The organism is Bacillus weihaiensis, assembly GCF_001889165.1.
GTDB classification, from domain to species: Bacteria; Bacillota; Bacilli; order Bacillales; family Bacillaceae; genus Metabacillus; species Metabacillus weihaiensis.
The window spans coordinates 3066882-3089859 of the sequence record NZ_CP016020.1; the positions used below are offsets into that span (position 1 = coordinate 3066882).

Genomic DNA, 22978 nt, shown 5'->3' on the forward strand with positions numbered 1-22978 from the left:
AGACCTCCTACACCTCTAAGTTATTTAATGGATTGTATCTGTCATTTTGTTCTTTGAGGTCATTTCCCCACATGGCTGCGTATTTCTCTGTAACTGATATATTTGAGTGTCTCATTAATTTTTGAATTGCAAATGTACTCATTCCTGCTTGGATACATTTCTGACAAAACGTATGTCTAAAAGTATGACTTGATAGTCTAACATCACGAAAATTCATAATTTTACTTAATCGTTTGAACACATTCTTTACTGCATTAGGTGTTATTTGTTCGTTCTTTTGGTTAGTAAAGATGTATTCATTTAAATTTCCTTTGAAATGTTGTTCACAAAAGACTTTATACGCTGACAGTTCTTTCATACATTTTTCTGTAACTGGAATAGTTTCACGCTTTCTGTTCTTACCGAAAAGTGACATAGTTTGTTGAGTGAAATCAATATCACTCCATTTCAATGCACACATTTCAGATAAGCGTACACCAGTGCCTAATAAGGTAACGATAATTGTGTAATCTCTATAAGAATGAAAGGCATGTTCTCTATTTTTTAACCTTCTGTAATAATTCAACATTTGTTTAATGTGATAATCTGTAAAAACATCAATTTTAATATCTTCTCTAGCCTTTTGAATTTTCTTAGCAGGGTTCTTTTCGATAACTTCACATTCAATCATATAGTTTAAGAATGCTCTAATACGCTGTAACTTTGAGTTAGTTGTTGTTGCGTTGTTACCTTTCTTTTGGCAATAAATTAGATATTTCTTGATAGTATTAACGGTAATATCTTCAACATTAAGTAACTCGTTAGTAGTACAGAAATCTTCAAATTGTTTCAAGATTACCTTGTAACTTTCAAGGGTTGATTGGGAAACATTTTTAAATTCTCTGTCCTCTAAAAAATCTTGTAGGGCAAATTTAATTAACAAAAAAAGACCACCTCACATTTTTAGTGAAGTGGTCTTTAGTTTGTATGGCGGTTATTACTCCGACCATAACATTTTTTAATTTTTATAAATGGCTAAAACCATTGATACGTATAGAATGATGATCCGAGAGGGATTCGAACCCCCGACCCCTACCCTGTCAAGGTAGTGTTCTCCCACTGAACTATCGGATCGTATGTAATTCGTTTGTAGCTCTTAAAGCTACATCTTCTATTATAAAAACCAACTTGCTGAAAGTCAATGAATTTTCGTATTAATACGTAATTCACTATTCCCCATATCATCATTCGACTTATTTCCCAGAAAATAACCTTGAAACATGTCAAATAGATGATAACTTTCCGTCTACTTGACATGTTTCTTGCCATTCTATGCTTCTAGCTTTTTGATCTTACTATTATTCTTAAAGAATAATTGAAGCGTTAATAATCCTACAAAGGCAATGATCCCTATGACATCTGATATTCCTTCAGGATAAATTAGAAGTAACCCCACTATCAGGGCGATTGCACGTTCCACGTTTAAGAGTTTTCTCATCCAGAAGCCTATGATACTTGCTCCAATTGCAATCATACCTGATAAGGCTGTAACGATTACCCAAAGTAATTCTTTCCATGTTGTATCAACCATTAGGAGCTGAGGAGATAGAACAAATATATACGGGATGATGAAGGCGGCTATAGCTAGTTTGGCTGAATTGATGCCGGTTCGTAATGGCTCTCCTCCTGCTACCCCAGCTGCTGCAAAGGCTGCAAGTGCAACTGGTGGCGTAATATCTGCAATGATTCCAAAATAAAATACAAATAAGTGGGCAGATATATCTGGAACACCAAGTAAAATAATTGCTGGTGCTGCAATTGTGGATGTAATAACGTAATTGGCTGTTGTAGGTGAGCCCATTCCAAGGACAATGGCTGCAACCATCGTTAGCATTAAGGTTGGAATTAAGTAGCCTCCTGCTAAATCGATTAGACCATTTGCTAATTTTAGGCCTAACCCCGTTTTTGTCACGATTCCCACAATGATACCTGCTGCAGCTGTGGCAGCGGCTACTCCTAATGCGGATCGAGCTCCTTCTACTAAAGCCAAAATAAATTCCTTAGGTCCCATTCTCGTCTCTTTGTTTAAAAACCCGACGATAATGGCAATTAAGATTGCGTAAAGGGCTGCGTGTGTCACAATCACTCCTGACATTAATAGGACAATAACGGCTACTATGGGTGTTAAAAGATAAAGCCTTTTCAGAACTTCTTTACGATTAGGCATTTCTTCCTTCGTTAGCCCTCTTAACCCAATTCGCTTTGCTTCAAAGTGGGTCATGATCCATATTCCTGCAAAGTAAAGAAGGGCTGGAATCGCAGCTGCTTTGGCAATTTCCCAATAGGTAATTCCGTTTCCGATGAATTCGACCATTAAGAAGGCTGCAGCTCCCATGATTGGCGGCATTAATTGTCCACCTGTCGAGGCTGCGGCTTCTACCGCTCCTGCGAATTCTCTTTTATAGCCTAATTTTTTCATCATTGGAATGGTGAAGGAACCCGATGTTACAACGTTTGCAACTGAGCTACCACTAATTGTTCCTTGTAAGGCACTAGAGAATATCGCTACCTTAGCTGGTCCCCCAATGCTTCGACCAGCGATTGTGACAGCCAAGTCGTTAAAATATTGCCCTACTCCTGTTCGAACTAAAAAGGCACCGAATAGAAGGAATAAGAAAATAAAGGTGGAAGAAACCGCTAACGGTGTTCCAAGTATCCCCTCTGTTGTAAAAAACATCGTTTGAACTAAGCGTTCAGATGTTAAACCACGATGAGAGAGAAAGCCTGGCATATAAGGTCCTAGATATCCATATAAAAGAAACACCACGGCAATAATGGTTATAGGTAAGCCCACTGCACGCCTAGTCGCTTCTAATACTAGTAAAATCGCAAGAATCCCTACAATAAAATCTAAGGTTGAGAGTCTCCCAACACTCATGACTAATTTTTCAAAAAAGAGTGGCCAATATAAGCCGACTCCTATACTGAGTAAAGCGAGTAATCCATCATACCACGCAATTTGCAATCGGTGGTTTTTCTTCTTTTTGCGGTTTGCAGGAAACAATAAAAAGATGAGCGTTAGCGCGAACCCTAAGTGAATGGTTCGTTGAATCTGTGCTGTAAACACCCCAAATATTGCTGTATATAACTGAAATAAGGAAAAGGCTAATAATCCAATGAAGGCGATCCAACCGATGATTCCAGACAGCTTTCTTGTTCCTGCTTCGGGATCATATTTTTCGAGCAGCTCTTGTTGTTCTTTATCCGAAAGACTATCATGATTCATGTAATTTCACTCCTTTCAGCTGTTGCCAAATTGAGAGTTTCTTCATTGATATTCGTACCCATTCACCAGCATGAAGGGTATCCGCTAGAGTGTACGACTTGTTTTTATAAAGTAACTGGTGGTTCGCTCTCACTTGTCCAATTCGTAGGTCAATAAAAAGAAAGGTTCGATTCATCTTTTTAATAGAATAGCGATTATCCTTCACTTCAAAAATCTCATTACCTTCTGCATTTGACGGCATTCCTACTGCAAAATCCTCAAAGGATAATTCCTTTAAGATTATGTGATTTTCGTTGTATGAATACGATTCAACGACATCCGATAAATGGATTGAATGTGTATATTGAATAGAAAATGAACCTTTATTAGAAAGTTTTACATAAGCAAGCATTTTTTCTGTATCTTCATACGTAAAGGAGAGAACATGTTGATAGGGAGTAAACAAGACGAAGATCAGGAAAAGGAAGCTGCTGCCTACTAGCAAGAAACGTTTTTTCATACTCTTTCACCCTATAGAGAGAAATACTCAAAAGGGAGATTTCCCTTTTGAGCGAAGTTGCGTTATTTTAACCCTTTTTCCTCATAATACTTCGCAGCACCTGGGTGTAATTCAAGATTCCCAAGTCCTTCTAATGCTGATTCTGGTGTGATAAATTCCCCTTTTGCATGAGTGATTTTGTCCGTATTTTCAAACATAGCTTTTGTCAACTCATAGACTAACGCTTCGTCAAGGTCCTTTGTCACGACAAGCATAGCTTTAACAGCAACAGTACTCACGTCTGCATCAATTCCATACGTACCAGATGTTACTGTGTCCTCTGCGTAATATGGATATGCTTCAATCAGCTCAGCTACTTTTTCACTAGCGATTGGCACAATCACAATGTCAGCTTGTGCTGATAATGCTTCAACTGCCCCTGTTGGTGTACCCGCAGTAATGAAAGCCGCATCAATTGTACCTGCTTGAATGCCATCCGTTGATTCATCAAATGATAGATTCTGAGGCTTAATATCATCTGTTGATAAACCATGAATCTCTAATAGTTGCATCGCATTAATATATACACCCGAACCAGGAGCTCCGATTGATACAGATTTTCCTTTTAAATCTTCTACACTTTCTATTCCACTTTTTGCAGTTGTGACAAGCTGAACCGTTTCTGGGTAAAGGGAACCGATTGCTTGAATCGAGTCAATCGCATTTCCTTCAAACATTTCTTTTCCCTCTACTGCATAGGCAGCAATATCTGTTTGTGTAAACGCTAATTCTGCTTCACCTGCTCGTAAGGTTTCCATATTTTCAGCAGAAGCACCTGATGTTTGAGGTGTAATTTTTGCATTTGAGTTATCCGTCATTACCTTACCAATTTGCCCCCCAAGTGGATAATATGTACCACCCGTACCACCTGTTAAGAAGCTAAGATCTTGACTTGCCTCTGTATTTTCATCTGTTTCAGTTGTCCCTTCATTACCTTCTGTAGAACTACTATCTCCACTTCCACAAGCGGCAATGACCATGACAAAGGCAAGCATTAAAATAAACAACAAGCTAGTACGCAATTTCTTCAATTTTGTATCCCCCTTTAATTTGTTAAATCGTGTAAAAAGCGTTAGCTTACTTTTTTATATATGAAGAAAGTATGAGGTACATGCATAAAAATTGAATTAGTTCTGATAGAGCCCCTCCAAAAAATACTTTCTTGCTTTGTTCTTTCCTTCAAAAGATAGATTTAAAGAATGGAAAAGTCTATTAGCAGCCATTGTTGAGGGGACAAGTAGAAAATTTCTTAGCTCTGAATTCGTGATTACAGGGGAAAAGATAAGAGAATATTCCTCTAATGCTTTCTTATGAGCATGTTTTGAATTGTGGTTACAATGCGGACAAAGCCATTTCCCTCTATAGTATTGAATGGGGATGAAAGAGCATGCCGGACAAAAAACGCCTTTAATGATTTCTTCTTGCGATAGTCCATATTGACTTAAAATATCGGAATCTTTCGGGAGATGATGCTTGAGTAGAGTAGTAGTTAATTGATGTCGTTGCTTTTCACTTAGTATATTTTTCGAAAGAGAGTGTTCTAATTCTGCTACCCTAAAAGGAAGCTTCGCAGTATGAATGACGAGTTCGGATATTTCCTTCATTGAATTGATTGATTTCACTATCGTTCTAGGTGTACTAATAATGACTAAGGATTTAATTGGAATTTGTTTCCACTCAGAATGAGGCGCAAGCCATTTCCTCAGCTGTAACGTTTGTCGTTGAATTTGAAGAATTGGATCTGCAAACCCTTCGACTTTCTCATCCAGTTGGCGGATTAATTGATGAAAGGTTTGATCAAATGTTAGTGTACCCGCAATATTTTTCACCTCTAGAATTAGAATGAATTTCTTCGAAAGTATGAGTGTGTCGATCTGAAAGAAGTGAGTTCCATCAAATAATCGAACATCATGTAAAATTGTGTACTTGTTTTCATCTAAGAAGCTTAAATAGTAATCAATTCCTTGTTCTCCCCTATAGCCAGCTGCTCGTTTAGCGATATTTTCCTTCACTCGCTCGTATACAGGATGATCATGAGATATTCTTGCTTGCAACGCTTCCAATGCCTTCAAATGTTTAGGATATGTACGTGGTTTTGCGATCATTTTGCTCTCCCTTTCCGAAAGTGTAGGTTTTCACCTAGTATACAGCACTGTTTGTGATTTCATATTTTCGGAAAATGGTGTTTTATTTTCGGTTTTGAGCAATTTATTTTCGTTTTTTGAACTTTTATTAACGGAAAACCACCTTTTATTTTCGGAAAAAACCTTTTTATTCACTTTTCGACAAAATTCGACACCCTGACACTCGGGCACTAGCCCTACTATACCCACTACCCCAACACAAAAAGCCGGCCCAAAAGCCGGCCGACTCACTTTCCTCTCTTATTCAGGTACCTTCTCTAGCGCGGCTTCAAAATCTCTTATCAAATCATCCACATTTTCAAGTCCAACACTCAATCGCAATAACCCATCTGTGATTCCACGCTTCTCTCTTTCCTCAGCAGGCATCGCAGCATGTGACATTTTCGCAGGATAGGAAAGGATTGACTCCACAGCTCCTAAGCTAACGGCAAAAACAGGTAGCTTTACATTTTCCACTAATAATCGAACAGCTTCATAATTTGCTAGCTTAAAGGAAAGAACCGCTCCCGGACCGTCTGCTTGATAATGATGTGTCTCATGACCTGGATGGTAGCTTAATCCTGGATAGTAGACAGCTTCTACCTTTGGATGCTCAGCTAAATAGTTTGCGATTTTCGTAGCAGATTCCTGTGACTCTTTAAGACGGACGTGCAATGTTTTTAGTCCTCTTAACACAAGCCACGCGTCCTGCACACCAAGAACAGCTCCGAATGCATTTTGTAATTTATATAAACGTTGACCAAGCTCCTCATCCTTTACAACAGCAAGCCCAGCTAATACGTCACTATGTCCTGCGAGAAATTTCGTTGCACTATGCAACACTACATCTACACCTAATTCTAGAGGTCGCTGAAGCTCAGGTGTTAAAAACGTATTATCGAGAAAGGTTAGACATTGATTAGCCTTCGCTAAGTTAACGATTCCTTTAATATCTGTCACTTTCAATAACGGATTTGATGGTGTTTCCATGTAAATTACTTTTGTATTTGGACGAATTTCAGATGCCACCTGGTGAAGATCTGTCATATCCACAAAGGTGTGCTCTATGCCAAATCGAGTCAACACATCGGTTAAAATCCGGAAGGTTCCGCCGTACACATCTTCTGTAACGAGTACGTGATCTCCTTGAGATAATAATAAAAACGCGGTTGAAATGGCTGCCATTCCTGATGAAAAGGCCAACCCTCTTGTTCCACCCTCTAATTCTGCAATGGCTTGCTCTAAGGCTTCACGAGTTGGATTTCCTGACCGTGCATAATCATATTTTCCAAATTCATCAACATGAAATTGATGAAAGGTGGAAGAGTGATGGATCGGAACACTTACCGCACCTGTTCCGCGATCCACCTTTGCTTCATTGTGAAGTAATTTTGTTTGGAAGGACCAATCATGATTGCTCAACAGCTTCAGCTCCCTTCATTTTCACAAATGCTTGCTTTAAATCGTCTATAATATCTTCGGCATGCTCTACACCTACAGAAAAACGTAGTAGCTTATTACACACACCGTTTGCTATACGAATTTCTTCTGGGATATCCATATGTGTTTGTGTTGCTGGATACGTTATGAAGCTCTCAATTCCACCTAGACTTTCTGCGAATGTAATAGTTTTTAATTGCTTTAAGAATGGATTCACCCACTTCTCATCCTTAAAACGAAACGAAAGCATCCCACCTTTACCTGGGTAAAGGACATCCTGGATATCAGGGGACTCTTCTAAAAACTCAGCAACCTGTTTCGCATTTGCTTCATGCTGTCTCATGCGTAAAGATAAAGTTTTCATTCCTCTCATTAATAACCATGAGTCAAATGGAGATAAAACGGCTCCAATGGCATTTTGATGGATAAAGAACTCTTCACTTAGCTCTTTTCCTTTTGTTACAACTAGACCCGCTAACACATCATTATGACCACCTAAATATTTGGTCGCACTATGAATGACAAGATCAGCTCCATCTAGGATTGGTGTTTGAATGACTGGTGTATAAAACGTGTTATCAACAATAACGAGTAGATTGTGCTTTTTTGCCAGTTCGACAAGGGATTGAACATCCGTTTCCTGCATTAATGGATTTGTTGGTGTTTCAATAAATAGGGCCTTCGTTTTTTCATTTATAAGTGTTTCTGTATGCTCTGGATTTGTAAAAGAGTCGTATTGAAAGGAAAGTCCATATTTTCTCCATTCTCTTTCAAAAAGGCGATATGTACCACCGTATAAATCAGAGGAAACAAGTAGTTCATCTCCACTTTCGAATAAAGCCATAATCGTTTGGATAGCAGCCATCCCAGAGCTAAACGCAAAGCCCCTGTCACCATGTTCAAGATCCGCAATTGCCTGTTCAACTAGTAATCTTGTTGGATTGCCAGTTCGGATATAATCAAAGCCTGTTGATTCACCAATGCCTGCATGACGATAAGCTGTTGAAAAGTACACAGGTGGATTTACAGTTCCTGTGATATTTTCGCTACGGTTTCCGATTTGTGCTAATTTCGTTTCAATACGTTGACTCATGAATGACACCATCCTATTGTAAAGTTGATTTTTTGAGAGGAAGGTTTTACTCAAAATAAAAAGTCTTCCTCGTTAAGAAGAAGACTGTAAATGTATAGGGCGCTCCTTCTTATCTCTCAAGCATGAAAGCTTTTGTAGCTTGCTGGATTTAGCACCTTGGCACTCGTAAAGGTTTGGTTTGGTAGTTGAAGATTGATGCATAGGAATTAGAAAGGATTCACCTAGTTACTGCTAGTTTTCAGTGCACACGCAAGCTCTCTCTTGCGTTGCGGCTTGCTATGCAATCCTTGCACTAAAAACTTAACTTAGTTTGCTTCTAATCAGTATGCATGGTTTAACTACTGGTAAACTTTTACTCGTTTTGAACCGGTTGCTGAGGCTTCATAGGGCCAGTCCCTCTGCCTCTCTGGATAAGAAAATATATGAAATTGTTTTGGAAAAAAAGTAACTTTTTTACTACTTTACCTTATTGCTGCAAAGAATGCAATGAATTATTGTAATAGTTTGATATCTTCGATGATTTTTTCATATGGTACGTCAGAGACTGCGTCGTATTGTTCGAGGACTTGATTCCCCTTCATTAAGTAGATGGATGTGCTGTGGACAAATTGGGTTGATCCTTCGAGCTTTGCTGCTGGAGCAAGGTAGCTTTTATTCGAGAAGATTTCAATTTCTTCCTGTGTGTAGCCTGTTAGGAAGTCCCAGTTATCGTATTCAGCACCAAATTTACGTCCAAATTCTTTTAATACTTCCGGTGTATCCACTTCTGGATCAATACTAAACGATACAAGCTTTGCCTCCACCTTTTCATCTCTCATTTGTTCTTGAAGTGTGGCGATATGAGCAGTCATTGGTGAACAAACGGTATCACAATTTGTAAAGATAAATGTTGCTAACCAAATGTCATCCTCGTAATCTGCCATTGTGACGGTATCTCCATCTTGATTTGTTGCCTTTAGCGCTTCTACTGTACCATTTAAAGAAAAATGCTCTTCTAGGTTGATAGACTGTGAGCAGCCTACCAACACTAAAACAGCAATCATACTACTTATGATTTTTTTCATCTTTACGTCCTACTTTGTCAGAAATTGAGTGTCAATTAAGTCACTGAATTCTGGTTTTTCTTTTAGAAATTTTAATTCAAATGAAGAGTTTGCAAATTCTTGAACAACCTCTGCATTAACTTCAGTTGTATAGCTTACTCGCTCCCAAGCGCTATCAACGATTGCTGGATCTAAATCCTGATCTGTGATTTCTTTAATGGCTTTAATCGCAATATCACGTGCTTCTTCAGGGTTTTCATTAATAAAGTTTACACCTTTTTCGTGAGCTTTTACGATATTTTCAACAAGCTCTTTGTTTTCTTCAATTAATTTGCCGCTAGATACTAATACTGTATTTGGTAATGTTGTACCATATGAGATTTCATCTGTATCAACAATAATTTTTGCTCCATCATTTACAAGTGTAGATGCCCATGGTTCCGGAACAGCTGCAAGATCTACCTTACCTGATTCAAACATGGCCCCATATTGTGCCGGATTTCCTGTCACATGCTTTAATGTTCCACCAATACGAGCTGACGTAATGCCTAAGTCTTTTAGGAATGTTTCCATTTGTACGTCATGTGTGCAGCCTACTCCAGGTGTAATAAATGTCTTGTCATCTAAATCGTCAACAGATTGAATACCGCTTTTTGCTGATGCAACGACAACTGTACCACCTGAAGAAGCACCTGCAAGAATTTTTACGTCAGCACCATTTGCATAGTTGTTCATGACAGGACCTGGTCCTACTAAGCCTGCATGGATATCACCCGTCTTTAACGCAGTCATAAATGCTGCACCATCAGGGAATGTTTTATACGTTACTTTTACATTTTCTCCTAACGCTTCTTCAAAATAGCCTTTTTCTTTTGAAATCATTGCTGGTACGTGATCAATATTTGGGAAGTACCCAATGATTACCTCTTCTTGTGCAGCACCTGAGGTAGATGTTTCACTCGTTCCACACGCTGCTAATAACCCTATAAATAAAATTGAAATGAAGCCTAAAATAATACCTTTTTTCATGTGTGTATCCCTCCGTAATTAAGTATCTAATCCCCATTTTTTCATTACATTTTTCTCAATGCGTTGGAAAAATAATAAATCCACAATTACACCAATGACCATAATCATTAACATAATCGCAATAACTAAACTCATGTCGCCAAAATCTGACGCAAATTTTAATTTATAGCCTAACCCTGGACCTGTGCTTAACAGTTCAGCTGCCATTAAAGCTCTCCAAGCAAAAGCCCATGCAAGCCTAGTCCCTGTCACGATATAAGGTACCGCAGCCGGGAACATGACATTGATAAAAAGGGATAATCCTTTATAGTTCATCGTTTGAGCTGCTTTAATATAAAGTGGTGGAACATTTTTCATTCCTGTACGTACGTTGATTGTCATCACCAACGTAGCACCTAACACAACGATAAACGTCACGGCCATCTCATTCAGACCAAACCACATGATCGCAAGTGGAAGCCAAACAATACTCGGTACAGATTGTAGGGCAATAACTAATGAACCTAACGTCTCATCTGCTGTTTTTGATTTTGCTAAAAATACACCCACTAAAAGTCCAATTGCTAAGGCGATGAGTAAGCCAATCACTAATCGTTTAAAGCTTGCAACAAGATCGTAAACAAGTGTTAAATCTAGAAAACCTGTATATAACGATTGGAACACATCAGTTGGTGCTGGTAGCAGTGAAACTGACACATCTAATGCCGTTACGGCAATCTGCCACACTGCTAGTAAGATTCCGTAGAATAGTATACGTTTAACGACTGGATGCATACTGCTGCTCCTTTTCTATTACTTTATCAATCTCAGATTTTAAAAGATTTTTAATTCTTTCCTCATATACTAATAATTCCTCACGCGCTTCTTCACGCGGTCTCGGAAAATCCAGTTCAATAATATCAACAATTCTTCCTGGTTGAGTCCCCATTACCACAATTCGATCAGATAATTTTAGCGCCTCATGAATACTATGAGTAACAAACAAGATCGTTTTTTTCGTTGTTAAGAATACATCCTCTAGCACTTCATGTAACCTTGAACGAGTTTGCTCATCAAGTGCACCAAACGGTTCATCCATTAATAATAGTGCCGGATCCATTGCAAGTGCTCGGGCAATGGCTACACGCTGCTGCATTCCACCAGACAATTCATGTGGTGAATGCTTTACATATGGCGTTAACTGGACAAGTGATAAAAACTTATGAGCCCTTTCTAACGCTTCCTTCTTCGGCAATTGCTTCTTTAGTGGAAACATAACATTTTCTTCAACCGTTAACCATGGAAATAACGCTGCCTGTTGAAACACCATTCCTCTTTCTTTTCCAGGTCCCTTTAGCTTTTTCCCTTGTAGAAAAAGCTCACCCGAGGACTGTGGAGTTAACCCAGCCACAATCGATAATAGGGTGGACTTCCCACATCCTGATGGTCCTAAGATGGAAACAAACTCTCCCTCTTTTACTTGTAGATCTATATTCGTTAAAACCGTTTCCTCTTTTTGATCACGGTTCTTAAATTGCTTCGTCACATTTTCAATCGTTAAAAACAAAACCCTCACCCGCTTATCTTTTAATTCTCATCAATTTAATCGGATTAATATGATTAATTATAAATTCGTTTTCAAAAAAGTCAATGGGTTCTTACGAATTGTTTCATTATTTTTCTCACACACTATTAACGTATCTCTTTGTAAATAAGTGTAAACACGTTAAAAAAGAACATACACTCGACTATAAATTTAAAGGGGAAAATGTTGAACTCTACTAGAAACGTCATTCTCTTTATTGCTCCAAGCTTAGATGGATATATTGCAACAAAGGAGGATTCTCTTGATTGGTTATTTCGTGTTGAGGGTGAAGGAGATAATGGATACGTAGCTTTTAATGACAGTCAAAAATGAAAGAACCGTACAAAATAGTTTGTACGGTTCTCATGTAGTAGTCTCTACTTTTCATTTTCATCATAGTACTGAACAGAATACATAGCTCCTTCTGAGACCATCGTATTGTCTGGGATATCTTCTGGATGTGGATGACCGGCCTTTTCAACAATTGGATCTTCTTCTGTTTTGGTTGCATTTATTACTTTATTCTTCATTAAAGATAGTTTTGCGACAAGCTTTTCTTTACGAGATGGGCTCTTTAAGACATATGATGTGACACCAATTGTCGATAAAGCAACCCCGGATAAAATCACGTTCCTTTTAGTCAACACATTATTTACCATCTGTGATTCTCCTCTCACGATTAGATTTAATAGGTTTACTAGAATATTCCCGGTTTCATATATCCTAAACATCACAGATAAGATTGATTTCTTACAAACAAGAAAGAAATAGTATAAAATAGAAAGGGATTTCATTAAATTACACCCTTTTACTTCTAAGGAGGTTTAGAATGAGTAAACAAACAGGTATTATTAACGAACATTCCTTTTATTCACAAGCATTACAGGAAGAAGTAACACTACTTATTTATCTTCCAGAAAATTATTCACCATTATATAAATACAGCTTACTAATAGCTCAGGATGGACAGGATTATTTTAAATTAGGTAGAGTCGGTAGACAGGTAGAAGCCCTAGTGAAAAACGAAGAAATCGAAGATGTAATTGTTGTAGGCATTCCATATAAAGATGTAGAAGATCGAAGGGAAAAATATCATCCAGATGGAGCAAAGTTCACACAGTATATTCGTTTTCTTGCACATGAACTAGTACCATATCTTGATAAAGAATTTCCTTCCTATCAAGTAGGTATGGGACGAGCGTTAATTGGCGACTCACTAGGTGCCACAATCTCACTTGTAACAGGCCTTACATACCCTAATACATTCGGCAAACTAATTCTGCAGTCACCTTTTGTCAATAAACATGTACTAGATGTCGTCCAAAACTATACATCTTCTTCTCGACCACTGATTTATCATCAAATTGGTACGAAGGAAACAGAAGTGAAAACGACCGACGGCCAAATTTCAGATTTCCTTACACCAAACCGAGAACTGAAAGATGCTATTAAAGAAAAAGAATTACCATACACCTACGAAGAATTTGAAGGTGATCACACCTGGAAACACTGGCAACCAGCACTAACACCTATCCTAAAATTGATGTTCGAGGCTTGAGTGAAAAAAAGGTGAGTAACAAATGTACTATTTTCACAAAAAGAATAAGCCATCCAACAGCCGATATGCTTATTTTTTAAAATTTGATATACTATCATTATATGACTATGTCTAGGAGGGAATAACATGAACTACGGGATTGCCCTTTTTCCATCTAAAAAATTACAAGATTTAGTGAACTCTTATCGTAAACGATATGATACACACTACGCATTAGTTCCACCACATCTCACACTTAAAACTTCATTCGAAGCAACGGAAGATGAACTAAACGAGATCACAAAAGAGCTTCGTCAAACAGCTAGCGTAACAAGCCCTTTACAGCTCTCAATAAAAAAGGTGAGTTCTTTTGCACCTGTAAATAATGTCATTTACTTAAAGGTTGAACCGACAAATGAGCTACAAGAGCTTCATGATCGTCTTCATACCGGTTCATTAAGCAGCGAACCAGAATATTCATTTGTTCCACATATTACAATTGGACAAAATCTATCAGATGATGAACATTCTGATGTACTGGGAAGTATAAAGATGCTAGACATTACTCATGAGGAAGTGATTGACCGCTTCCACCTACTATATCAATTAGAAAATGGTTCATGGACTGTATATGAAACATTTTTACTCGGAAAGGAAAGCGAATAATTGGAAATAAGAGAAGTTACAACAAATGACCAACTAGAAGATGCATACTTTGTAAGAAAAACTGTGTTCGTTGATGAACAACACGTGCCAGAAGAAGAGGAAATTGACCAATTCGAAGCCGAGGCATCACACGTTGTCCTCTATGACGACAAAAAGCCAGCAGGAGCAGGACGCGTTCGTCTTGTCGACGGCTACGGAAAGCTTGAACGAATTTGTGTCATGAAATTCGCACGTAAAATGGGTGCTGGTAAAGTAATTGTGAATAAGCTAGAAGACATCGCTTCTGCACAAGGAGCTGAGAAATTCAAATTATATGCCCAAACACATGCTATTCCGTTTTATGAAAAGCTAGGTTACAGTGTCGTATCTGAGGAATTTATGGATGCTGGAATCCCACACGTCACCATGACTAAGAACGTACATTAATGTATCAAGAAGACTAACAAAACCCTTGTTAGTCTCAGACTGTAGACAAACTCGGGTAAATATCGAGCTTGCCTACAGTCTTTTTATTTTGGCTTGAGGTGAATGAGGCTGTTGATTTCCGTTCCTCTCGCTGGCTGGGATCTTAAAGTGATAGCCACTGACATCGTAGGGTCCAGCTAAAACATTAAAAACAGTCTATTTTTCTAAAAAAATCCAACTAAAAGACAAAAACTTTGTTAGTCTTCTTATTATCTAATAAAAACACCACACCCCCTTTCCCCTTACAAACAACGGTACGAACAAATCATCACCATCGTTAACTTAGATAACCTACAAAATTTCCCTTTGTTTCGTATAAAACTTATTCCTTTGATAAAGGCTATAAATATGGAAGGCCGTAACGGAGGGTAAAACATGCACTTTAGTCAGATGACCATAGAATTAATTCTTGGTTTTTTCGCACTTTTCTTCATCACTAAAATACTTGGCAAAACGCAGATCACACAAATAACAACCTTTGATTTTATATCCGCTTTAGTTTTAGGTGAGTTAGTAGGAAATGCTATTTTCGATGATGAAGTAGGGATTTTACGAATTCTTTATGCAGTAGCAATATGGGGGATTTTAATTTACATCCTAGAAATAATTACTCAAAAATGGAGTCGTACACGAGGGTTCTTAGAAGGTAGACCTTCCATCATTATTAAAGAAGGGAAGATTCTTCGTGAAAGCTTAAAGAAAAGCAAGCTCGATATAAATCAGCTTCAGCATTTAGTTCGTTCAAAGGGTGCATTTTCTATACGTGAGCTTGAATATGCTGTGCTTGAAACAGATGGCACAGTCAGTGTATTGAAAAAAGCTAAATATGACACCCCAACTAAACAAGAGCTTCAATTAAACGTAGCTCAACAACAAATCCCCATTACTCTCATTAGTGACGGGATCATTATTATGGAAAATCTTATTGAAGCTGGGTTCAATACTCACTGGCTAGAACAAAAACTGAAAGAACACTCTATTTTTCATGCAAAAGAGGTTCTATTTGCTGAATGGCAAAAAGGTGAAGGCTTACACATTCAAACATATGCTGAATAAAAAGCTCCTAGCTTCTTCTCCCATTTATTCAACAATTACACCAAAATAAACACCTAAAAATAAGCTGGTACAAAAAGTGCCTGGCACCTTATCGTAACAACTATATGTACACCTTGTGGTATCTAGTGTACTAAATAGCTTGTGTCGGAGGATGCCAGGCTCTTTATTTTGTCTCAGTCTCTCTCTTTTTTATTATCAAAATTTTCTTTTATCATTTCACACATACTCATTAAAGAATTGACCTTTTCCAGTCACGTCTGAGATAGAGTTCGAGTTGTTTAATTTTTTCTTTAGGATCGTCGCAAAATGAGATTCACTTTCATCATTTGGTTGATGATTTTTGGTTTCAGCTCTTTGCGCATATGTGACAGGAAGGATGTGAGAATAATGGCTTTGTACAGGCATAGATCGATTCACATATTGTGTATATGTATCATTTTGAATTGGTAATATATACCCCATTTTCTTCACCTCTTGTTTTTTAATACCCTATTTATTGGATGTTGAAACAAGACAAGTTCCTCTTTTAGAATAATGGTCATTCTGTTAAGATAGAACTTGCTATTTCATTCACGAACATCGTTGCTATACATAATACGAAGCAACAAACAAATATATGGGAGGTGAAATGTAATGAAAACCGCAAAATTAAACGATGAACTCATTTCATTACAACGTTTACCTCGTGAAGAATTTCAAAGAATCTACGAATCCAGCTTAAAAGAATCTGTTACTTGTGTAGCATGCGAGCAGCCCTTAAAAATGTATTTCGGTTTAACAAAATCGCCCTTCTTCTACCATTCCAACAAATCGCTTACCAGTACTTGCCAAGAAAAAGTGAAGAAGGTTGAGCTTCAAATGGAAGAACAATCTATCTCACATAGTCCTAATGAAGATCTATATTCAGAGCAGAATGGTTTTAGAATCCCTAAAGCAAGAAGTATTGCAACAGTGGACAAACCTATAACGACTACAGCCTGGAAGTTACCAAAAGAATTAAAGACTGTGGCACCTTTCACACCTATCGAAAAAAAAACATCCTCGCTAGTAGGAATTGACTTAGATACCGAACAACAAATAGCTGTCACAACTACAGAAGGTCCGCTTCTCATTTTAGCCGGAGCAGGTAGTGGTAAAACAAGAGTACTCACAACAAGAGCTCTTTACATGATTGAAGAAAAAAAAATTGACCCAAAATCAATTATGCTTGTTACGTTTACAGCCAAAGCCGCTCGAGAAATGCAGGAGAGACTAAAGAAACGTTCAAATGGTTCCTACCAGGCTTTAAATCAGCTTGTTATTGGAACATTTCACAGTATTTTCTATAAAATCCTCCAGCATCATGATAAAGAAAAATGGAACGGGCAGCGATTAATCAAATGGGATTGGCAAAAGGAAAATTATATAAAGCAGGCTTGCAGAGAGCTAGCTATTGATGAGAAGGACTTTCCATTTGATCAAGCGATTCAACAAATCGGCCTCTGGAAGAATACTATGAAATCTCCAACTCAAGTGATACCTGTCGATGATTGGGAAAGAAAAGTCCTTCCCTTATATCAAGCATACGAGCAAAAAAAAGAAGAAAGTGGACAATTTGACTTTGATGACATGCTGCTTAAATGCTATGAGCTCTTAAAAACGAATCATACTTTGTTAAAAGCCTATCAAACGAGATTTCACTATTTTCTTATTGATGAATTTCAAGATATTAACCCTGTCCAGTATAAACTGATGAAGCTTCTATCAAGTCATACTCATCACCTGTGCGGAGTTGGTGATGATGATCAAACCATTTATAGCTTTAGAGGGAGTGAACCGTCTTTCATTTTGAACTTCAAGACGGAGTATCCAGCTGCAAAGATCATTCATCTTTCAGCGAATTACAGGTCAGACCATCATATTGTCTCTACAGCAAATGATGTGATCTCTAAGAACAAGACCCGACACCCAAAGAAAATGACCGCACAGTCTGATTCACATGCTTTCCCCCTCTCCTTCTTTCCATATGATGAAGAAGAGGAAGCAACCCTTATTGTAAATGACATTAGAGAAAAAATTGAAATGGGTGCCAATCCAAATGAATTCGCGATTCTCTATCGAACTCATACGGGTGGACGAGCGATATTAGAACGATTTATTCAATCTAGTCTTCCCTTCACCTTTGAAAAAGGTCAAAACTCTTTTTATGAAAGAAGGATGGTTCGAACTGCACTTGCATACTTACGGTTAAGTGTAGACCCAGATAATACAGATGCGTTTACAGATTTAATCCGAGCCTTATTTTTAAAGCAATCGATTTTAAATGATGTAAAAGCCATGTCCATCTTACATGACTGCTCGTTACTTGAATCTCTTTTACATGTAACAGGAATTGCGAGCTTTCAAATGGCAAAAATAAAGAAGATTATTCCAAGAATTCACTCATTAAAAAATGAAAAGCCAATGATGGCTTTAGCTGTTATTGAAAAAGAATTAGGCTTTAATGATTATGTAAAGAAGCAAGGAAATGAAGGAAATGCAATGGAAAAAGGATCCGATGATTTAAATGACCTTAAAGTTGTAGCAAAAAAATTTTTGACCGTCCATGATTTTCTTGAACATACTGACCACATGCTCCGTACGCAAAAAGCATTAAAAACTGATTCACGAGAATCTGGTGTTCAATTAATGACCATCCATCGATCGAAAGGTCTTGAATTTGAACATGTTTATATCCTTGGTGCAGTGGACGGTTCACTTCCCCATGATTTCTCTTTAGAAGCTTGGAGAAAAGGCAATGGCAATCACCTGGAGGAAGAACGTCGCTTACTTTATGTAGCCATGACAAGAGCGAAACAATTTTTAGCCATTTCTAGTCCCGCTTACCGACGTGGCAGAAAAGCAGTTACGTCCAGATTTTTAAAACCGCTTATGTAACGAATACGACGTAAAAACGAAGCCATCATTCGTATCTGGCTTCGTTTTTACTATTCTTTCTATCTTCAAACCTACTTTTTATTTATCATCTTAGAAATCGTATTAAAGTCCAGCTTTTCTTTTCCATTTACGATAGAATTTACAATTTTATCTTCCATTTCTTTAGAAACTGGCTTATTCGCGATACGAGAAACACGTTGAATAACGCCACGAACTGTTTTTTCATCCTGGAAGTTTGCGCCTTGTAATGAGTTAGCTAATGACAAGATTTCGTTCATGTTAACACCAGTCTTACCTTCAAGGTTTTTAAAGAATTTGCTATCCATTTTCCCGCCTCCTTATTTCATACTTTATCGTATGACTTTCGTAAAAAAACGTGAGAGAAACTTTAAATAAATATTTGCTAGACTAGCTTCCACCTGGTCAATAAGACAAAAATGAACAGAAGCTACTTCCTGTCTTCCACTCATTTTCAGCTTATAAAGACATGAGGTAGCTTTTGATTTACATGAAAATACGAGCAGTTCCTGCTCGTATTTTCACCTTGCTACTTAATGATAAAATGAAGCACCAACGATAATTAAAAGGATGAACAATACAACGATTAAGACGAAAGTATTACCATAGTAACCTCCGCCGCCACAACCGTAGTTGCCACCACCGTAGCCGTAACCCATGCGTTAAGCACCTCCTTCTTGCTATGCTCTCTATACTATATGTTGCAAGTGAGGTACGTGTTTGGACGGATTCGCTACTTTTTTATTCTTTTACTCCTTTATGTCTCTCTAGCCATTTCTCAATTTCCTTCTCTGTCGTTTCCATTTTGTGATCAAAGCTGTCAGCTGTCCTGTCTAATTGGATGAAATCCTTCTCTTTTGCTCTCATCCATTGATCTGATCTTTGTTGAATTTGTTCATGACTTCTCTCATTTCGCTCCATCCACCCTTCAAACAACTGCTCAAGTATATTCATACTTCCCCTCCATTTTTCTCTAGTTGATCATCATAATAATCGAAATAAATGGTTCCCGTTGCATCTATTTGACCTAAAAAAATGTCCTGAACCTTCTTTTTTCTCATGATTAGCTGCTCTTTTACCCAGGCCAGGCTATAACCCGCTCCATAAATCGTTTCTTCTAAAAACTCACCATCCATAATGATTGTAAGAGGGGTTTTAACGGGTAACGTTTTATTAAATAAGTCCTCCCACCTAACTGGTTGCTTTTCCTTTTTTAAGAGAACACTTAGCTCACCATTGGTTTCTAAAATAGCAAAATCAACGTCAGAGACCTGGAAAATATCCTTTTTTCTTAGTTGCTCCAATAATTCATCTGTACTATATTTTTCTCGTTTTAAATTCTTCTCAAGGATTTTCCCATCTTGTATGAACGTTCTTGATTTTCCTTCTACAATATCCCTAAATCCTTTACTTCTTAATGAGATAAAGGAAATAACAAGGGGAAAAAGGGACCAAATTAAAATAGAAACAATGCCGTTAACTAAATTTAGTTCAATGTCCATTGATAATGCTCCAGCAATATCTCCAACTGTAATTCCTACAATATATTCAAAAAAAGATAATTTCGATAGCTGTTTTTTCCCTAAAAGCTTTGTAATAAAAAAGAGCCCAAATATAATTGATACTGACCGTATGATTACTTCTATCCATTGTGCCATTCCTTTTTCTCCCTTATCCAATCTTTAACTAATATGTAGTATGCAACTTTTATTGTAAGATTATGTTATTTATCCAAAAACTAATGAAAGAGCCTTTCCATACAATGACTTTAGGACATAGAGTAAATAAGTCAAAGAATAAAGGGAGGATTTTTTGTGGATTATTTAAGATGGAATGAACATCCTTACGCGGGTGAGAATAGGCCTCCAAGAAACGGGGAGGAACCGCTAGCCGGCTCTTGGACAATGTTTTACTTATCAAAAAGTGACGAGAAGACATTTAAAGATCCCGATGGTCAAAAGATTCGCTTAGACATCACACATCCCTCAAGAATTAACTGGGACAGACAATTAACAAAGGTTCACCACGCACTTGAGAATTTAACCGAAGAACAAATCAATATTGCAAATTACTATGGAACAGGTGTCGCAACGAAGCAATGGACACCGATTATTGACAAACTCATTGATTCCTACGGAGTAACAGCACCGCATGGAGCAAGAATATTAGCCATTACCGAAGCTGCTATAAATGATGCCTTTATAGTCGCTTGGACGTTAAAGTACAATTGGTTAGTCGCTAGACCCAATCAGCTCGATCCAACATTAGAAACAATCTTGTGTACACCAAGACATCCTACCTATCCATCAGGTCACGCAACTGTGGCAGGTTGCGCTGAGGAAGTATTGAGCTATTTTTTCCCTGGAGCAAAACGAAAAATTCATCATGAAGCCGAAATGGATGCACTTTCCCGCTTATATGCCGGTGTACATTTTCCGATCGACAATACTGAAGGTCTTAAACTCGGAAGACAAATTGGAAAAATTGTTACATCCCATGTCAAGCAAGAGCTAAATGAACGAAATCAACCAATTGACCGCCCATATCGTGCAAGAACAACAACCCTTCTCACCCCACCTGAAGATTATAGCCAGGTTATCCCATATGATTTCCCAACGGGTTGTCAATCCTTAGTAAAAGGACAAAAAAAGGTATCAGAAATCATGGTTCAGCCAAAGCTTTATTTATAACATGACAAAAGGGACTGAATCATCAGTCCCTTCTTAAAGTATTATGAGTAGAAGCTGAGTACATTATTTTTCATTACCTTATCCCACTTAAGAGCGTTTCTTTCTTTTTCCGCAACCGCAGCCACTTTTTTTCACTTGCTTTGGTTTAGAAACCGATACCGATTGATTTGATTGAGACGATTTTACGGAAGGATTCAATCGAGCCTTGTTCATGTAGTTATCCCACCTTCCTATATCCTTACTAATAAATTCTGTAGGCTTATTGTGACGATGTAAATGTAGTTATTGAAGCAGATCTATTGGACGAACGAAGTAAAAAACCATACGTGTACTACTTACCTTTCAGCTTCCATACCCCATTTTATGTAACAGGGACTAATTGTTTCTAAGTGATTGGCCTATTATTCTATTAACTTTCCTACAACTGCTTCAATGATACCTGCAAAACCAGCAATTGCGAGGATCATTACAAATGGCTCCCCAATGAAAGGAAAGAATTGATCCATTCCATATAAGAAAGCAGCACACCAAACACCCGTACACCAATAACAGCTAAGCAGCTCCCCTATCCAGGACCTTACTCCCGTTCCTTTTATTTCAATAAAAATTTCAACCTCTCCAGCCTCGTTCACTTCCTCCACTTCCTTATGAAAAGGAGCACGTAAAAATGTCGTGATTTTATCAAAAACAATTAATCTAGTTAATCGAAAAGACGCAAGACCAATCAGCATAAGCTCTAGCCAAGAGAGCATGTTTTTTCACCTCTTTATACCGGTTTCCTTATACCCTATGAACAGATGAACCATTTCAGAATACACCTGAAGTTTTTTTCTTAGTTACTTTTGTCAGATCATTTTCCTCACGAAAAAATGGAGTTTTTTACTTTTGTCTATAAAAAATGGGTGAAAACATGTATGTTTGCCCCATTCATTCCTAGAGATACTTGCATTAAATACAATTAAAGGGTTCACACGGCATTACACCACATTTTCACCCTCCCGTCCTATAGGTGAAGAACAAGGTAGCCGTGTAAATCCTTCTTAACCCCCTTATTCTCGAAAGGAGTGAATACTATGTCAACTAGATGGTCTGCTTTAGAAGATTGTGAATGCAAAAAAGACCAAAGCCCTACCGTAGACAGTGTTCAAATAAATGAAACTGTTCAAGCTTCAGAAGAGTATATTTTCATTAAAGATTCTTGCAATATCGAAGTCACTTCAACAGATACTCAAGTCGCTGTATCCTTACAAGCAGCTATTCAAGTCGCGATTGCTCTTGTTATTAACTTAACAATTGCAGACAGTAACCGTGCTGAACAGGTTACTGAACAACTGTTACAAAACTCTGTTATCAAGCAAGCAAATAAGCAAAAACTGATTATTGAAAACTCTCGTGATGTTACTGTAACAACTTCTGATACTGACGTTGCCATTTCTCTTCAAGTAATGATCCAAATTTTAATCGCATTACTTGTTCAAATCGATATTTTATAATGCCTAACTGTCATTTGCTTTTGTACAACGTAAAGAGAGGTG

26 protein-coding genes, 1 tRNA gene, 1 pseudogene and 1 riboswitch are annotated in these 22978 nt (G+C 37.7%); of the genes and pseudogenes, 8 read left to right on the plus strand and 20 right to left on the minus strand.

What is annotated here, in order from left to right; genetic code table 11:
- Positions 1–7: 7 nt before the first annotated feature.
- The 12 genes from A9C19_RS14845 to A9C19_RS14905 all read right to left on the minus strand — a co-directional run bounded on the left by A9C19_RS14845 (position 8) and on the right by A9C19_RS14905 (position 12077).
- Complete coding sequence (locus A9C19_RS14845; protein ID WP_072580658.1) at positions 8–922, minus strand: tyrosine-type recombinase/integrase; 915 nt, start codon at positions 920–922, stop codon at positions 8–10.
- 119 nt (positions 923–1041) lie between these two features.
- Positions 1042–1113: transfer RNA gene (locus A9C19_RS14850), tRNA-Val, on the minus strand.
- 196 nt (positions 1114–1309) lie between these two features.
- Complete coding sequence (locus A9C19_RS14855; RefSeq protein ID WP_072580659.1) at positions 1310–3265, minus strand: TRAP transporter permease; 1956 nt, start codon at positions 3263–3265, stop codon at positions 1310–1312.
- Entirely contained in the window at positions 3255–3764 is a 510-nt protein-coding gene (locus tag A9C19_RS14860; protein WP_072580660.1) for a DUF1850 domain-containing protein, read from the minus strand. Before A9C19_RS14860 ends, A9C19_RS14855 begins: the two co-directional genes overlap by 11 nt.
- Before the next feature lie 62 nt (positions 3765–3826).
- Entirely contained in the window at positions 3827–4834 is a 1008-nt protein-coding gene (locus A9C19_RS14865) for a TAXI family TRAP transporter solute-binding subunit (protein ID WP_072580661.1), read from the minus strand.
- 96 nt (positions 4835–4930) lie between these two features.
- The gene (locus tag A9C19_RS14870) at positions 4931–5908 is read right to left on the minus strand and encodes a nuclease-related domain-containing protein (RefSeq protein WP_072580662.1); all 978 of its coding nucleotides are present in this window, start codon (positions 5906–5908) and stop codon (positions 4931–4933) included.
- 279 nt (positions 5909–6187) lie between these two features.
- Positions 6188–7348 carry a cystathionine beta-lyase gene (metC, locus tag A9C19_RS14880; RefSeq protein ID WP_072580664.1) on the minus strand — a complete coding sequence of 387 codons (1161 nt, stop codon included), beginning with the start codon at positions 7346–7348 and terminating at the stop codon, positions 6188–6190.
- Positions 7335–8459, minus strand: coding sequence for a methionine biosynthesis PLP-dependent protein (locus tag A9C19_RS14885; RefSeq protein WP_072580665.1), 1125 nt, complete (start codon positions 8457–8459; stop codon positions 7335–7337). Before A9C19_RS14885 ends, metC begins: the two co-directional genes overlap by 14 nt.
- Positions 8460–8773: 314 nt before the next feature.
- Positions 8774–8876, minus strand: a riboswitch (SAM riboswitch).
- Positions 8877–8950: 74 nt separating this feature from the next.
- Positions 8951–9523, minus strand: coding sequence for an SCO family protein (locus tag A9C19_RS14890; RefSeq protein WP_072580666.1), 573 nt, complete (start codon positions 9521–9523; stop codon positions 8951–8953).
- A 9-nt stretch (positions 9524–9532) separates the two neighbouring features.
- Positions 9533–10531: an aliphatic sulfonate ABC transporter substrate-binding protein gene (locus A9C19_RS14895; RefSeq protein ID WP_072580667.1), complete on the minus strand. Its 999-nt coding sequence runs from the start codon at positions 10529–10531 to the stop codon at positions 9533–9535.
- A gap of 18 nt (positions 10532–10549) precedes the next feature.
- Positions 10550–11305, minus strand: a complete 756-nt coding sequence (locus tag A9C19_RS14900) for an ABC transporter permease (RefSeq protein ID WP_072580668.1) — start codon at positions 11303–11305, stop codon at positions 10550–10552.
- Positions 11289–12077: an ABC transporter ATP-binding protein gene (locus A9C19_RS14905; RefSeq protein ID WP_072580669.1), complete on the minus strand. Its 789-nt coding sequence runs from the start codon at positions 12075–12077 to the stop codon at positions 11289–11291. Before A9C19_RS14905 ends, A9C19_RS14900 begins: the two co-directional genes overlap by 17 nt.
- A gap of 201 nt (positions 12078–12278) precedes the next feature.
- Between A9C19_RS14905 and A9C19_RS21375 the strand changes: the two are divergent.
- Positions 12279–12410 (plus strand): annotated as a pseudogene (locus tag A9C19_RS21375) (dihydrofolate reductase); the annotation flags it as partial.
- Between the two features lie 62 nt (positions 12411–12472).
- Here the strand turns inward: A9C19_RS21375 and A9C19_RS14910 are convergent.
- Complete coding sequence (locus A9C19_RS14910; RefSeq protein ID WP_072580670.1) at positions 12473–12754, minus strand: hypothetical protein; 282 nt, start codon at positions 12752–12754, stop codon at positions 12473–12475.
- Between the two features lie 170 nt (positions 12755–12924).
- Here A9C19_RS14910 and A9C19_RS14915 point away from each other — a divergent pair, with 170 nt between their 5' ends.
- From A9C19_RS14915 to A9C19_RS14930, 4 genes are all read left to right on the plus strand, one after another.
- Positions 12925–13653 carry an alpha/beta hydrolase gene (locus tag A9C19_RS14915; RefSeq protein ID WP_072580671.1) on the plus strand — a complete coding sequence of 243 codons (729 nt, stop codon included), beginning with the start codon at positions 12925–12927 and terminating at the stop codon, positions 13651–13653.
- 126 nt (positions 13654–13779) lie between these two features.
- Positions 13780–14298: a YjcG family protein gene (locus tag A9C19_RS14920; protein WP_072580672.1), complete on the plus strand. Its 519-nt coding sequence runs from the start codon at positions 13780–13782 to the stop codon at positions 14296–14298.
- Positions 14299–14724, plus strand: a complete 426-nt coding sequence (locus tag A9C19_RS14925; protein ID WP_072580673.1) for a GNAT family N-acetyltransferase — start codon at positions 14299–14301, stop codon at positions 14722–14724.
- A gap of 414 nt (positions 14725–15138) precedes the next feature.
- Positions 15139–15819, plus strand: coding sequence for a YetF domain-containing protein (locus A9C19_RS14930; RefSeq protein ID WP_072580674.1), 681 nt, complete (start codon positions 15139–15141; stop codon positions 15817–15819).
- 216 nt (positions 15820–16035) lie between these two features.
- On the opposite strand, the gene A9C19_RS14935 is transcribed toward A9C19_RS14930, so the two are convergent.
- Positions 16036–16281 carry a hypothetical protein gene (locus A9C19_RS14935; protein ID WP_072580675.1) on the minus strand — a complete coding sequence of 82 codons (246 nt, stop codon included), beginning with the start codon at positions 16279–16281 and terminating at the stop codon, positions 16036–16038.
- 171 nt (positions 16282–16452) lie between these two features.
- Here A9C19_RS14935 and A9C19_RS14940 point away from each other — a divergent pair, with 171 nt between their 5' ends.
- Positions 16453–18735 carry an ATP-dependent helicase gene (locus A9C19_RS14940; RefSeq protein WP_072580676.1) on the plus strand — a complete coding sequence of 761 codons (2283 nt, stop codon included), beginning with the start codon at positions 16453–16455 and terminating at the stop codon, positions 18733–18735.
- Between the two features lie 71 nt (positions 18736–18806).
- Here A9C19_RS14940 and spoVIF read toward each other — a convergent pair whose 3' ends face one another.
- The 4 genes from spoVIF to A9C19_RS14960 all read right to left on the minus strand — a co-directional run bounded on the left by spoVIF (position 18807) and on the right by A9C19_RS14960 (position 20411).
- Entirely contained in the window at positions 18807–19061 is a 255-nt protein-coding gene (gene spoVIF, locus A9C19_RS14945) for a sporulation-specific transcription regulator SpoVIF (RefSeq protein ID WP_072580677.1), read from the minus strand.
- Positions 19062–19286: 225 nt separating this feature from the next.
- Complete coding sequence (locus A9C19_RS14950; RefSeq protein WP_072580678.1) at positions 19287–19412, minus strand: YjcZ family sporulation protein; 126 nt, start codon at positions 19410–19412, stop codon at positions 19287–19289.
- 82 nt (positions 19413–19494) lie between these two features.
- Positions 19495–19707, minus strand: coding sequence for a hypothetical protein (locus tag A9C19_RS14955; RefSeq protein WP_072580679.1), 213 nt, complete (start codon positions 19705–19707; stop codon positions 19495–19497).
- On the minus strand, positions 19704–20411 hold the full coding sequence (locus A9C19_RS14960) for a DUF421 domain-containing protein (protein ID WP_072580680.1): 708 nt from the start codon (positions 20409–20411) through the stop codon (positions 19704–19706). The genes A9C19_RS14955 and A9C19_RS14960 overlap by 4 nt, the downstream gene beginning before the upstream one ends.
- A 156-nt stretch (positions 20412–20567) precedes the next feature.
- On the opposite strand from A9C19_RS14960, the gene A9C19_RS14965 reads away from it, so the two are divergent.
- Complete coding sequence (locus A9C19_RS14965) at positions 20568–21443, plus strand: vanadium-dependent haloperoxidase (RefSeq protein WP_233499188.1); 876 nt, start codon at positions 20568–20570, stop codon at positions 21441–21443.
- Between the two features lie 87 nt (positions 21444–21530).
- Here A9C19_RS14965 and A9C19_RS22485 read toward each other — a convergent pair whose 3' ends face one another.
- Both A9C19_RS22485 and A9C19_RS14970 read right to left on the minus strand, forming a co-directional pair.
- The gene (locus A9C19_RS22485; protein ID WP_267888727.1) at positions 21531–21656 is read right to left on the minus strand and encodes a hypothetical protein; all 126 of its coding nucleotides are present in this window, start codon (positions 21654–21656) and stop codon (positions 21531–21533) included.
- Positions 21657–21844: 188 nt separating this feature from the next.
- Positions 21845–22195, minus strand: a complete 351-nt coding sequence (locus tag A9C19_RS14970) for a DUF1360 domain-containing protein (protein ID WP_072580682.1) — start codon at positions 22193–22195, stop codon at positions 21845–21847.
- Positions 22196–22516: 321 nt separating this feature from the next.
- Here A9C19_RS14970 and A9C19_RS14975 point away from each other — a divergent pair, with 321 nt between their 5' ends.
- Positions 22517–22936 carry a spore coat protein gene (locus A9C19_RS14975; RefSeq protein WP_072580683.1) on the plus strand — a complete coding sequence of 140 codons (420 nt, stop codon included), beginning with the start codon at positions 22517–22519 and terminating at the stop codon, positions 22934–22936.
- Positions 22937–22978: the final 42 nt, after the last annotated feature.

Bases quoted from the DNA above. Each gene is read 5' to 3' on its own strand.
- A9C19_RS14855 (WP_072580659.1), bottom strand. From the start codon at position 3,265: ATGAATCATGATAGTCTTTCGGATAAAGAACAACAAGAGCTGCTCGAA.
- A9C19_RS14860 (WP_072580660.1), bottom strand. From the start codon at position 3,764: ATGAAAAAACGTTTCTTGCTAGTAGGCAGCAGCTTCCTTTTCCTGATC.
- A9C19_RS14870 (WP_072580662.1), bottom strand. From the start codon at position 5,908: ATGATCGCAAAACCACGTACATATCCTAAACATTTGAAGGCATTGGAA.
- A9C19_RS14885 (WP_072580665.1), bottom strand. From the start codon at position 8,459: ATGAGTCAACGTATTGAAACGAAATTAGCACAAATCGGAAACCGTAGC.
- A9C19_RS14890 (WP_072580666.1), bottom strand. From the start codon at position 9,523: ATGAAAAAAATCATAAGTAGTATGATTGCTGTTTTAGTGTTGGTAGGC.
- A9C19_RS14895 (WP_072580667.1), bottom strand. From the start codon at position 10,531: ATGAAAAAAGGTATTATTTTAGGCTTCATTTCAATTTTATTTATAGGG.
- A9C19_RS14900 (WP_072580668.1), bottom strand. From the start codon at position 11,305: ATGCATCCAGTCGTTAAACGTATACTATTCTACGGAATCTTACTAGCA.
- A9C19_RS14910 (WP_072580670.1), bottom strand. From the start codon at position 12,754: ATGGTAAATAATGTGTTGACTAAAAGGAACGTGATTTTATCCGGGGTT.
- A9C19_RS14915 (WP_072580671.1), top strand. From the start codon at position 12,925: ATGAGTAAACAAACAGGTATTATTAACGAACATTCCTTTTATTCACAA.
- A9C19_RS14920 (WP_072580672.1), top strand. From the start codon at position 13,780: ATGAACTACGGGATTGCCCTTTTTCCATCTAAAAAATTACAAGATTTA.
- A9C19_RS14930 (WP_072580674.1), top strand. From the start codon at position 15,139: ATGCACTTTAGTCAGATGACCATAGAATTAATTCTTGGTTTTTTCGCA.
- A9C19_RS14935 (WP_072580675.1), bottom strand. From the start codon at position 16,281: ATGGGGTATATATTACCAATTCAAAATGATACATATACACAATATGTG.
- A9C19_RS14940 (WP_072580676.1), top strand. From the start codon at position 16,453: ATGAAAACCGCAAAATTAAACGATGAACTCATTTCATTACAACGTTTA.
- spoVIF (WP_072580677.1), bottom strand. From the start codon at position 19,061: ATGGATAGCAAATTCTTTAAAAACCTTGAAGGTAAGACTGGTGTTAAC.
- A9C19_RS14950 (WP_072580678.1), bottom strand. From the start codon at position 19,412: ATGGGTTACGGCTACGGTGGTGGCAACTACGGTTGTGGCGGCGGAGGT.
- A9C19_RS14955 (WP_072580679.1), bottom strand. From the start codon at position 19,707: ATGAATATACTTGAGCAGTTGTTTGAAGGGTGGATGGAGCGAAATGAG.
- A9C19_RS14960 (WP_072580680.1), bottom strand. From the start codon at position 20,411: ATGGCACAATGGATAGAAGTAATCATACGGTCAGTATCAATTATATTT.
- A9C19_RS22485 (WP_267888727.1), bottom strand. From the start codon at position 21,656: ATGAACAAGGCTCGATTGAATCCTTCCGTAAAATCGTCTCAATCAAAT.
- A9C19_RS14970 (WP_072580682.1), bottom strand. From the start codon at position 22,195: ATGCTCTCTTGGCTAGAGCTTATGCTGATTGGTCTTGCGTCTTTTCGA.
- A9C19_RS14975 (WP_072580683.1), top strand. From the start codon at position 22,517: ATGTCAACTAGATGGTCTGCTTTAGAAGATTGTGAATGCAAAAAAGAC.